Annotated in this window: 8 protein-coding genes and 1 tRNA gene; 6 read left to right on the forward strand and 3 right to left on the reverse strand. The window is 48.4% G+C overall.

Going from position 1 to position 12,467, the window contains the following annotated elements; all coding sequences use genetic code 11:
* Positions 1 to 21: 21 nt before the first annotated feature.
* Positions 22 to 1,032, reverse strand: a complete 1,011-nt coding sequence (locus tag AB6805_RS00455) for a helix-turn-helix transcriptional regulator (protein ID WP_370907491.1) — start codon at positions 1,030 to 1,032, stop codon at positions 22 to 24.
* Between the two features lie 241 nt (positions 1,033 to 1,273).
* On the opposite strand from AB6805_RS00455, the gene AB6805_RS00460 reads away from it, so the two are divergent.
* From AB6805_RS00460 to AB6805_RS00470, 3 genes are all read left to right on the forward strand, one after another.
* A tRNA-OTHER gene (locus tag AB6805_RS00460) sits at positions 1,274 to 1,390 on the forward strand.
* Between the two features lie 78 nt (positions 1,391 to 1,468).
* Positions 1,469 to 3,697 (forward strand): hypothetical protein, encoded by a 2,229-nt coding sequence (locus tag AB6805_RS00465; RefSeq protein ID WP_370907492.1) that lies wholly within the window; start codon positions 1,469 to 1,471, stop codon positions 3,695 to 3,697.
* Positions 3,698 to 3,830: 133 nt separating this feature from the next.
* Entirely contained in the window at positions 3,831 to 4,985 is a 1,155-nt protein-coding gene (locus AB6805_RS00470) for a BamA/TamA family outer membrane protein (protein WP_370907493.1), read from the forward strand.
* A gap of 191 nt (positions 4,986 to 5,176) precedes the next feature.
* Here AB6805_RS00470 and xseB read toward each other — a convergent pair whose 3' ends face one another.
* Both xseB and xseA read right to left on the reverse strand, forming a co-directional pair.
* Positions 5,177 to 5,380, reverse strand: coding sequence for an exodeoxyribonuclease VII small subunit (gene xseB / locus AB6805_RS00475; RefSeq protein ID WP_370907494.1), 204 nt, complete (start codon positions 5,378 to 5,380; stop codon positions 5,177 to 5,179).
* Positions 5,358 to 6,797 (reverse strand): exodeoxyribonuclease VII large subunit, encoded by a 1,440-nt coding sequence (gene xseA, locus AB6805_RS00480; RefSeq protein WP_370907495.1) that lies wholly within the window; start codon positions 6,795 to 6,797, stop codon positions 5,358 to 5,360. The genes xseB and xseA overlap by 23 nt, the downstream gene beginning before the upstream one ends.
* Before the next feature lie 166 nt (positions 6,798 to 6,963).
* On the opposite strand from xseA, the gene AB6805_RS00485 reads away from it, so the two are divergent.
* From AB6805_RS00485 to AB6805_RS00495, 3 genes are all read left to right on the forward strand, one after another.
* Positions 6,964 to 7,557: an RNA polymerase sigma-70 factor gene (locus AB6805_RS00485; RefSeq protein ID WP_370907496.1), complete on the forward strand. Its 594-nt coding sequence runs from the start codon at positions 6,964 to 6,966 to the stop codon at positions 7,555 to 7,557.
* 116 nt (positions 7,558 to 7,673) lie between these two features.
* Positions 7,674 to 8,738, forward strand: a complete 1,065-nt coding sequence (locus AB6805_RS00490; RefSeq protein ID WP_370907497.1) for a FecR family protein — start codon at positions 7,674 to 7,676, stop codon at positions 8,736 to 8,738.
* A 255-nt stretch (positions 8,739 to 8,993) separates the two neighbouring features.
* Positions 8,994 to 12,464, forward strand: a complete 3,471-nt coding sequence (locus tag AB6805_RS00495; RefSeq protein WP_370907498.1) for a SusC/RagA family TonB-linked outer membrane protein — start codon at positions 8,994 to 8,996, stop codon at positions 12,462 to 12,464.
* Positions 12,465 to 12,467: the final 3 nt, after the last annotated feature.

The following is a 12,467-nucleotide window of genomic DNA, read 5'->3' on the forward strand; positions in this document are numbered from 1 at the left end:
ATTATCGTGCAGGCGTACGCGTTATTCGTACTCCTGCGCGGCCTGTGCCAGTCGCAATGCAATTTTTTTAGCCAGGGATTTGGGGGACAATACCTTTATTTGTTCCCCGAATCCCAGGATTTCCCGCTCCAGTTCAAAGTTCAGCACCACGTCGATACTCACGATGGTGGCCTGTTCATCTTCCTTTAATATTTCCTGCGAATGATGCAGCGGCTTTGTGAGCACATAAGGCGCATGCTTGTTATCAATTTGCAGCACTACTTTATGTGCAGGATCTTTTTCCGTTTTGGTAACGCCAATGAGGTTATCATAATATTCATCAAAGGGCATTCCGTCCCAGGCCATAAATTGCTCTTTCGGTAGTTCCTGTATGCTGATGATCCTGTCCAGCGCGAGGGTAACCAGCTGCGGGGTTCGTTTATTCCTCGTGATAAGGAACCAGCGGTTGCGGTATTCTTTCAGCAGGTAGGGATAACAGATAAACTCCTGCGCCTTGCTGGCTTTAAAAGATTTATATTCTACCAGGAGGGCTTTCTTATGCAGTATTGCCTGGTAAAGCGGGTTGATATGCGATAAGCCCAGCAGGCGATGATTATTCTCCAGCTGGATGCAATTGAGATGTGCATCGGTGGATTTATACAGGTTGTTTTCCAGCCGGGCAATCATGTCGCTCATATCATCGAAATAACTGAAGCCGTTAAACTGTTTCAGCACGGCTACTATTTCTTTCATCTTATCTACATCTGCATTGTTAATGGGCGCATTAGTAATGCTGTAGGCCGCATCACTGTAAGCATAATACTTACGGTCCTTTACAATAATAGGTGCATTATAACCCAGTTTATCGCTGCGCATCAGCTGAATATCCGCCTGTATGGTGCGTTTACTCACCCCGCTGCTGATGCCTTCCAGATCATACAACACTGCTGCTACTTTTTCAATGAGATCTTCCAGCGTCCATTTACGATAGCGGTTACGCAGGCACTCATCAATGGCTTTGTACCGGATCAAAGCCAGTTTATTGATGGACATACTAATAATTTGTACAAAGAAACAAAAATACTGCGCATTATACCTGCGTAGTATTTTTTATTTTTAGAAAGAAGGAAATACAAACCGCAGATAACCAGACCTTTAAAATTATTTTTCAATAAATATTTAAGTGCGCAGGTATACTGCGCAGATACATGCGCATCTTTGTGTCATCCGAAGCGGTCAAATAAATGTTACTTCACGAACCTAAAGCACATTTATAATTAACGCAGAAGATGGGAAAGCAGTAGTTCAATGGTTGAACACCGGTCGCTAGTTTTAAAATTACCAGAGGGTCAATTGAAACTTACTTCCAGACTCCAATCCGGAGTTGCTGGTTCGAATCCAGCCTGCTTTACGAATCGAGGTCAATTGTTGCTTACTTCATTTTTGGATAAACAGCAGCAAAATTATCTGATTATTAATTACCATTACAATGAACACTTTATTAAGAACAGGATTAAGACAACAGGCGATTTACATTCCACAAACAGTGGTAGATGAAAACACCTCGCATATCACCCCTGCAACCGGCCTGCTGGTGGCCAATCTCGCTAAACTGGGATTCGGCGTAACGGAAGATCTCCTGCATGCCCTGAACCATACCACACCGGCTTACCAGGCTACTATCCTGGAAACATTCCGGGAAGTGATGGGCGTAAACACCAACTGGACCCCGCTGATAAAAAACTGGCAAGTGCCTACCAATGAATCATTCGTTGATCACCTGGTCACTTATTTCACTAATATATTTAACGGTCCTGGTACTACACTTCCATGCGGCCATATTATTCCTCCCAATACTTTTCCGCTGGAAAGATATAACGGCTGTCCTTACTGCGGGACCCCGTTTGAATTCGGCGAACTGGAAAACATGGGCCAGGGAAGCAAGATCCGTGTGCTGAAACGCTGGGACGACCAACTGGCGGCCAAATACCTGGAAGATCTGCTGACCTCCAAAACCGCACTGGATGCTACACAGGTGGAAAGCCTGAAAGCATTGATGCATATCTTCCCGCTACCGGCAGTAAAAATCGGGATGAAAGAAACCATAATGGCCGTAATAGATGTGCTGATCGAAAAAGATGAAGCGGAACAGGCAGGAAAACTGTTTACTACGCCAACGGATATACTCCGTTACCTGTGGTACAAACATACCGGGTTCCTCCAGCTGATCAAACCCGGTGTGATCATTAAACGGAAAACCAAAAACCAGCGGCAGGTCCGCCCGGATATTTACCCTACGGTACAAACGGCATCAGCGGCTGCGGCCCTGAAACTGAAATACAACCGTCAGCAGGGACTGATAGCCGCGCGCTGGCTGAACAGCCTGGAAATGGAGGTAACCACCATGTGCGAAACCATGCACCCGCAACGTGGAATGTGGGTACGCTTCATCCGCGCCCTGCGCCTGGCGGAGTTCAGCAAACGTGAAGGGTTTGGTAAATTGCGTGAACTGATGGACCGGTTCTACCGCCAGGATTATACCGTATGGCAGGAACGCGTGAACTACTACCGTTTGCGCTATGATGAAGCTACCACGCTGCAGCTACTGAAACAACGTCCGGGTCTTTTTGCCCGCTCGCTGTTTGCCAACATGCTGTGGTTCGGACCGGAAGCGGTAACCGCCGCCTTTGCGGAAATTACGGATAAAGTGCCGGCCCGGCTGTTGCTGACCTTGCAGATGTACGCAGGGTATTATTTTGATAAATCCACCACCCGTGCAGTGAAGCCACTGGGAGGTATTGGGAAAAGCATCCCGGCCAACCGGCAGCTGAACATCTATGAAGAAGAGCAGTTGCTGGAAATGCAACAGGCCGTAACGGACCTTTGCATCTCCGCCATGAAGAAACGCTTTGCCGCCGTGGCCACCACTGCCAAAAGCATCTACATTGCACCGGAGCTGTATAAAATACCGGTGGCCATCGGCGACCGCAGCGAACAGGTACAAGACCTGCCGGGCGCGTTAATGGGTACCAGGTTTAAGGTGGAAGGCGATAAAATCATCCTGTTCATGCAATGGGGTAAAGGGTTAGCCGCCCAACACCTGGATATGGACCTGAGCTGCCGTATTGCCTACGAAAACAACCGTACAGATACCTGCTCCTTCCAATATCTGAAAACAACCGGGTGTATCCATAGCGGCGATATCCGCTCCATACCGGAAAAAGTGGGTACAGCGGAATACATTGAAATAGACATTCCTGCATTGGCCAAGGCCGGCGCACAGTATGTTACTTTCACCTGCAATGCCTACAGCCAGGGCGCCATCGCCGTGAACCTGGTACTGGGATGGATGAACAGCAAGCACCCAATGAAGGTATCGCCTAAAGGGGTAGCCTACGACCCATCCTGCGTGGATCACATGGTGCGCGTCACCGGCGGATTAACCAAAGGACTCGTATTCGGTGTGCTGGACGTGGCCGCACGGGAAATCATCTGGCTGGAAATGGCTTTTGATGGCCAGATGATACAGGACCTCAGCACCGCCAATGTACAGGCTATCCTGAAAAAACTGGACAGCAAACTAAGCATTGGCCAGCTGTTAGCCGCTAAAGCGGAGGCCCAGCAGTTGCAACTAACCAGCGACACAAACGCCGACGAAGTGTATACCATGCAATGGGCCCTGAATACCGCCGCTGTGACACAATTGCTCATCGATTAATTTGTTTCCCCCCTATAAAACAACAGCAGCCGGGCCAGCCCGTGCTGCTGTCCGTTATATGTTTTAACACACTTTTTGCATACCCCCACGTCAATTTTCTGAAAATCGTCCTATATTCATTCCATTGTCATACATGGAAAGAAAGATTTTACTACTACTGCTACTGGTTACACCTGCTGTAGGGTATGCCCAGCAGGAAAGCACGGCAGACTCAACAGCCACCATCTCAGCGCCCAAAGGTTTTTTTGATAACATCAAGTATTACCTCCAGCATACCAACGTAGAAAAGAAAAAGAAAAAAGTAGACCTCAGCTTCATCGGCGGCCCCGTATACACCCCCGAAACCAGCTTCGGACTGGCCGTAATGATGGCCGCACAATACAAAACAGATAGAACCGACTCCCTGCTGCCCGTTTCCAACGCCGCCGTATACGCCTCCGGCGCCCTCACCGGCTTTTATGGAATCGGCATCAGCAACACCACTATATTTCCGCACGACCGGTTCCGGCTCGCATTAAAGGCCTCCTTCAGCTCCCGGCCCAATAAATACTGGGGCATCGGCTATGAAGCCGGCAGCCGCAAAGATGACTATACAGAATACGTGCAGCTCACAGAAAAACTCCAGGCCGACTTCAGCATCAACGTGAATGGAAACCTGTTCGTGGGCCTCTGCACACAAATCCAGAACGTACAAACCAAAAAACTGGATACTGCCGGCGGCAAACCCCTGATGGTTCCCGGAAAGGTTCTCGGCATCGGGGCCGGCCCGTTTATTGTATACGACACCCGCGACTTTATTCCCAATGCCTACAAAGGCATGTATATACGGTTGGGATACCGTTTCTTCCCCTCGATGCTGGGCAATAAAGCCGTATTTTCGCAACTGGATCTGCAGTTCGACTGGTACAAACAACTATGGAAAGGCGCCGTGCTGGCCACCGATCTGTATGCAGAAGAACGCAGTGGCGATGTTCCCTGGAGCCTGCTCGGTGAAGCCGGTGGCTCCAGCCGTCTCCGGGGCTATTACGAAGGCCGGTTCCGCGACAAAAACTACGTGGCCGCCCAGGTGGAACTCCGCCAGAAGATCTACAACCGCAGTGGTCTGGCCCTATGGGTAGGTGGTGGCAACGTGTTTCCCCGCTTCAATGAGTTTGAATTCCGCCAGTCACTGGTCAGCTATGGCATCGGTTACCGGTGGGAGTTTAAAAAAAGAGTCAATATCCGGCTGGATTATGGCAGGGGAAAAGATCAGCAGGGTTTTTACTTTGGCATTAACGAGGTTTTCTAGGGAGAAGACAGCTTTTCTGTCTAAACACCATCGCTTCACTGGCCTCAAATCCTTTACAGCAGAAGGTTCCCGGATCAAGTCCACGTCACCTCCACATCACCTCCGTGTTTCCTCCATGAATAAGGCATGCGCCAGGTATGTCCTAAGCCACTGCGAAGCAGGTTTGCCCCCATGGCTACCTGGTAAGGAGCTTACTTATTCCCCTCCATCTGTTTAATAATATTATTCACCTCCGTTTCGGTGGCGCGTAATTTTTGCTGGCAAAATTCAATAAGAATAGCCGCCCGTTTTACCTTTTCTGCCAGCAGATCTACCGAAACAGCTTCATTCTCTATTTCTTCAGCGATCAGCTGCAATTCATTATAGGCAGCTTCATATGTTAGTTCCTGGCTCATGTACAGTATTTTTTTCAGTAATAGTTGCTTCCAGCGATGCATCCTGCAACAGCACCGTGATATGACTTCCGGGCTGAAGGGAGGTGGCATCGGGAAGAATGTGCCCGTCCTGGTATACAATGGCAAAGCCGCGTTTCAGGATACTAGCAGGACTCATCAGTTTGAACAGGGAGTCGTAATGCGCTACCTGTCCCCTTTTGCTTTGAATAAATAACCTGCTGAAAGAACGGAAACGACCCACCATATTGTCAAGGTCATTCAGCCGGTTGGAAACAATGATCCGCGGTTTAGATAACACCGCGTTGGATACAGTCATCAGCTCCCGGTGGCGGTTCAGCAATATCGACTTCGAAGTATGCAACACCACGTTATTACGCGCATGCAACGCTTCTTTATGATTGGCCAGCAGTGTCCGCGACTGGTTAATGATCGCATTGTTGAGATAAGATAATGCCTGGAAATGCGCGGAAAACAACTGCTGCGAACGGATAATAATATGCTGTTGCATATTGACCACCGCTTCTTCAAACAACCGGTTGTGCGCAATGATCAGCTCCGCCGCTTTGGTAGGCGTTTTGGTGGCGGTATGCGCCATCATATCCGTGATGGTTTCATTTTTCTGATGCCCTATCCCGGTGATTACGGGGATAGGGAACTTTGCCACCGCCCTGCCCAGGATAAAAGTATCGAAGATCAGGAAGTCGGTTTGCGCACCGCCCCCACGGATAATTACCACGGCATCGTATGGCACCCCGCGCTGGTAGATGTCTATCAGCCGCTGTTGCACCAGCTCCGCTTTTGTTTCCCCCTGTACTACGGTGAAATAGTTGTCGATTTTAAAGGTATACCCGAAATGATTGTGCTCCAGTGTGTGCCGGAAATCCTGGTACCCGGCGGAGTTGCCGGATGTAATCACCGCCAGCCGCTGGATCACAGCAGGCAACGGCAACTGGTTGTTGCGGGTAATATAGCGGTCGCCCGACTTACGGATATAATCGGCGCATTCAGTGGTAAGCCGCAACAGGGTTTGCTGCTTCTGCTGCTCCAGCAATCCCACCGTAAAACTGGTATCTATATCCAGCAGCGTAATCTGCAATCCATGCACCTGATGGTATCCTACAGATACCTTTACCAATACGTGAATATCGTTCTTAAACTGCTGCCCGGTAACAATTTCAAATTCCTTTATCCGGATAGCGCCATTTCCCCAGGCAACCGCCGAAACTTTGGCCACAATACCGCCCGCATGTTCTTCTTTTTCCACCAGGTCGAAATAATGATATCCCTTTTGCTGGTAGTAAGAATGATTGGTGATATCTGCCACTACCCAATAAGTTTGCTCCGCAAACACCTGTTGAAGCGCCTGCTGGATTTTCCCGGTAAGAACGGATAACTTTATGGATGGAGAATCGGTCATGCTAATAGGTAAAGATAAGTAAAACGTTTATTATGAACCCTCTCATGGAATACCGGGGGAAATGTATATATTGCTGTCCATTGAATTATGAAAAGAATGCCGGATCAACCAAAACCGTAACAAACACTTAATAACAGACTTATTCCGATTTATATATTTTTGCGCCATGAGAGAAAATGAGCAGATAAAAGGGCTTTTTGAAAGGGTCTGCTATGACAACAGTATCCAGGCGTACAATGAATTATACATAGCATTATGTGCCCGGCTGATACACTTTTCTGCATCCATTGTTTCATCATTCCATCTGGCAGAAGAAATTGTGTCGGATGTATTTCTTTCATTGTGGCAAAAGCGAAATGATTTGTCGCATGTACAAAACCCGGTGGTATATCTGTATGTAAGCACCAAAAATCTTTCCCTGAACACGCTCCGCCAACAGAAAAGACATCAGCATCATTCACTGGATGCATTGAATACAGACATGCTCGCCATTGCCCCCGATGCAGAGAACGGAATGGTATCCGCCGAAGTATCTCAAAAAATAGAAAGAGCTATCCGCAGCCTGCCGTCCCGCTGCCAGCTGATTTTCCGCTTAATAAAACAAGACCGCCTCAGCTACCGCGAAGTAGCAGAGCTACTGAATATTTCCACTAAGACGGTAGACGCACAACTCACCATCGCCGTTAAAAAAATATCCCAGGCCATCCGCTTCGACCTCTCCGACGAAACCGCCCAAACCTACCTCCGGCTGGACTCATAATTTTTTTTTGATTTCCTTTAGGGAACTTTCACTGTTTAGTTTGTCCTTCTTATAGATGCAGGAACAAAATTGCCTCCTACACTAAAACAGGCGCCTTTTTGTTCTTCACTGACACTATGGATCAGGAAAAACTTTATGCGTTGCTGGCCCGCGAAATGGCCGGCGAATTAACTGAAAAAGAAGCTGCTGCATTGGAACAATTGCTGCAGCAATACCCGGATGCCAGCTACATTCGGGAAGTGTTTGCACAAAACTGGGCACCGGCAGGTAAAGTATACACACCAATGCAGGTGCAGCTGCAACTGGAAAAACACCAGCAACGCCTGCAAAACCTGCCCGACACTACGCCCTATGAGGAAACGCCCGCAGGGGGACGCAGATGGTTGCTGTACAGCGGCATCGCAGCAGGACTTCTCCTGCTCTTCGCCCTGGGCGGATATTGGCAGTACACACAAAAAGCAAAACTGCCACCGGCTTTATCACAGCTGGTTACCGACAAACGCATGCGCTCACAGGTGCTGTTACCCGATGGTAGCAGGGTATGGCTCAATGCCGGCAGTAAACTGGACTATCCCCAACAATTCGCCGCACATCAGCCACGGGAAGTTACCCTGGAAGGAGAAGCCTTTTTCATGGTAACCGCCGATGCGGAACGCCCCTTCCGCGTTCATACGAAAGCCTTTAATGTAAGGGTGCTCGGTACCTCCTTTAATGTAAGGGCCTATCCGCAGGAAGACAGTGCAGTAGCGTCTCTCGTGCAAGGCTCCGTGGAAGTGGTGCTGAATGACGCTTCCAGCCAGGTAGTATCGCTGAAGCCCAACGAAAAATTAACAGTGCCAGTACACCCGGCAACAGCCGTAACAACAGAAAACACCACCACAGTAAATATCCCTGTCGTTGTATATAAAACAAAACTCACCACATTAAGAGATAGCATCATTCCGGAAACGGCCTGGGTACAAAACAAACTGGCCTTTAAACATATGCAGCTCGACAGAGTAGTAAATATGCTGGAACAGTGGTATGGAGCGGAGATCAACTTTAGCGACAACCGTAAAAAACAACTCTACTTTACCGGTGTTTTCGAATCAGAAAGCCTGGAAGAAGTATTGAATGCACTGGAGACAACCTTATCGTTTTCCTGGCATAAAGATGCAGAAGGCAAAATATGGATTGACTAACATTTCTTTCACCTGTAAAAAAATCAAACTGACAGTCTGAACAACGAGTAATTACTAATTTATCAAGGACCGCTTAAAACCGAAAAAAAACGGGAAATGTTCGCACCATTCCCCGTGTAAATATCGGTTAACAGCTTTGTATTGGGTAAACTTTCCATCAACAAATTAATTAACCAACAAAACAAATGTATGAAAAAAAGTACAGTGGACAATTGGCTTCCGCCCGGCCGGAGGTTGTATAAACTGTTAATTTTTATGAAGCTTTCTATGCTGCTTGTCACCGTTGCCTGTTTACACGTAAGCGCAAAGGTACATTCTCAATCCACCATAACAGTGAAGCTCACGCAGGTGCAGTTGGATAAAGCCCTCACCCTGCTGGAGAAGAACAGCCATTACAGGTTTGTTTATAACGATGATAATCTTCCGTTAAACCATAAAATATCCATCGATGCAAAAGATTGGTCTATCGACAAAGTATTGAACGAAATCCTCAGCAATACCTCCCTTCACTTCCGGAAAATGTCCGACAAACTGATCGTGATTGCCCCGGAGGCGGTGGTGAGTAAAGACAACCTGGTAAAAGGACATGTAGTAAATCCTACCGGCGAGGTATTGCCGGGCGTAAGCGTAAGGCTTAAAAACACGTCCATAGGCACTGTTACAGATGCAAAAGGCGACTTTGAATTAAAGGTGCCTGAAAATGCCATCCTCGTGCTTACCTATGTAGGCTTCGATCAGCAGGAAGTATCGCTCAGCGGCCGGGAAACCCTCACCATCACCATGGAACCGTCAAAAAATTCTATGGAAGAAGTGATTGTGGTAGGTTATGGTACGCAGAAAAAGTTGAACGTAACCGGCGCCATCGACCAGATCTCCGGTAAACAACTGGCTGCCCGCCCCATTGCCAATGTGATGCAGGGCTTGCAGGGTCTCAGTCCCGGGCTGAATATCAGCTACCCCGGCGGCCGGCCCGGACAAACGCCTACCATCAATATCAGGGGGGTGGCCAGTATCGCTTCTTCTAATGGTAATATTGCTCCGCTCATCGTTATTGATGGTATTGCCGCAGTAATGGATGACCTCTTACGTATTAACCCCGCAGATATCGCCTCTATCTCCGTTTTACGCGATGCCGCTTCTGCCGCCATTTACGGCGCACGCGCGGCCTACGGCGTTATTCTCATCACCACCAAACAAGGCACCACCGGCGGCAAACAAACCGTCAGCTATAGTAACTACTTCGCCATGTCGCGCCGCACCATTATGCCGGACGCTATCACCGATCCCTATATTTACTCACGCGTATTGGAAACAGCTACCGATAATACGCCGTGGGACTATGTAAACTATTCCGACGAGTATTATAAATGGGCAAAAGAAAGATCCGAAAACCCTTCCCTGCCCGATACCCGCGTTGATCCGAGCGATCCTACCAAATGGGCGTACATGGGCAGCAACAACTGGAATGATTACTTCTTCAGTAAAAATAATTTTTCCCAGTATCACGCTATTTCCCTCAGCGGAAGCGCAGAAACAGCGAAGAAATTACCCATCAGCTACCTGCTCTCTGCCGACTATACCAAAGAAAACGGGTTGAATAAACTGGCAAAAGACGACTGGGGACGTTACGGACTGCGTGGAAAAATCAGCCTTAAACCCATCAAATGGTTACAGGTAGATAATAACATGAACATCTACCAGACAAAAGCCGACGCACCGGCTTATAACATCACGGATGTATACTACCTGCAACCCACCCAGGTAGCCGTGAACCCGGACGGCACCTGGGCTAACACCCCCGCAGGAAATTTAGCTGCCAAACTGGTAGACGGAGGCCGCAACACCCAAACCCGTTTTGGTTTCCAGGATATCATCCGCGGCGTAGCTTCTTTCCTTAACAATGAACTCACCATCACCGGCGACGCCAGCATCAAAAGAGAGCTCTGGAAATACCACATCGACCAGAAAAAATATAAGATCGGCTACGGACCAGACGATGTCCGCCAGGAAGGTGGTAACGGCGCGGTGACGGAGAATAACGGCACGATCAGTCATGATGTAATAGATCTCTTTGCCAATTACCACAAAACCCTCGGTAAAGTACACAACATCACTTTACTGGCCGGTTACAACCAGGAAAGCTATGAATGGCAGCTGATCAATGCCTCCAAGCAAAACCTGATCTCTTCCTCCCTCCCCTACATCGCGCTTACCAGTGGTGATCCGGCGGTAGGTACGGAATATTATTCGTATGCCATCCGGAGTTTTTTCGGGAGAATTAATTACACTTTTAAAGACCGCTATATCATAGAAGCAAATGGACGGTACGACGGGTCTTCCCGCTTCCCTTCCAGCAACCGCTGGGGAATGTTCCCTTCTGTATCTGCGGCCTGGATCGCCAGCGAAGAGAGCTTTATGCGGAATACGCTGCCGGTAATTTCCACCCTCAAATTCAGGGGATCTTATGGTAGTTTGGGTAATCAGAGCGTAGCTTATTTTGGCTATCTGCAAACGCTGAAAACCCAAAAATCAGACTATCTGATAGGTGGCAATGCTGGTCAAACCGTCATCACCGGCGCACCTTCCCTGCAGGTAGACCCAGCCAACTACACCTGGGAAAAAGTAACCACCACCAACGTGGGTACCGATATGGGCTTTGTGCAGAATAAATTCCAGGCCAGCTTCGACTACTTTATCCGTAACACCACCGGCATGCTGGCGGCAGGCCAGGAATTACCCGCCGTACTGGGCACCCGCGCTCCCAACCAAAACGTGGCCGATCTGTCCACCCGCGGATGGGAGCTAAGCCTTGGTTACCGCAACGACTTTAACGTCGCTTCCAAACCATTGGGCTTCGGAATAAAGGTTATTTTATCAGATGATAAAACAAAAATCACCCGCTTTAAGAACGACCAGCAACTGTTTGGCTCAAAGTATTGGGAAGGTCAAACCTATGGCGAAATATGGGGACTCACCAACGACGGCTATTTCAAAAATAAAGATGAGATCAATAAACTGGATCAATCTGCCATCATCCCCTGGGGCGCCCTCGAAATCGTAGAAGGATGGCCTAAGTACAAAGACCTGGATGGCAACGGCAAAATTGAACAGGGTATTTCTGCCAAAGATCCCAAAGACCTGAAGGTGATCGGTAACACCAGCCCGCATTACCGCTTTGGCGTAAACCTGGACATGAACTGGAATGGCATCGATCTTTCTGTTTTCCTCCAGGGCATCGGGAAAATGGACTATTACCCGCATCACTATTTATTCTGGGGGCCGTACCAACAGCCATACGCCAGCATTTACCCCTGGAACCTCGACTACTACCGGGCTACCGCCGACAACGAAGCTACCCGCGCTCAGCACAGCGAATCCTATATCAAAGCAGGATTGGCAGATGCCAATACCAATTCTTACTTCCCGGTGTTACAGTCGTGGCTCGCAGATAACAATGATAAAAAAGGGCTGGATATTCCGCAATCTAAATACATGCTGAATGCAGCATACCTGCGTATCAAAAATGTCACACTGGGTTACACCCTGCCAGCATCGCTCACCAGGCGTTATCACATCAATCGCTTACGCATCTACGTAACGGGTGAAAACATCTTTGAATTCTCCTCCATCAAAAAGTACCTGGATCCGGAATCCATTATTGATGGCTATGGATGGGCATATCCTTACCAGCGCAAATATGCAGTAGGATTAAATCTTGACCTGTAAAAC

Source organism: Chitinophaga sp. RCC_12 (assembly GCF_041360695.1).
Classification (GTDB): domain Bacteria; phylum Bacteroidota; class Bacteroidia; order Chitinophagales; family Chitinophagaceae; genus Chitinophaga.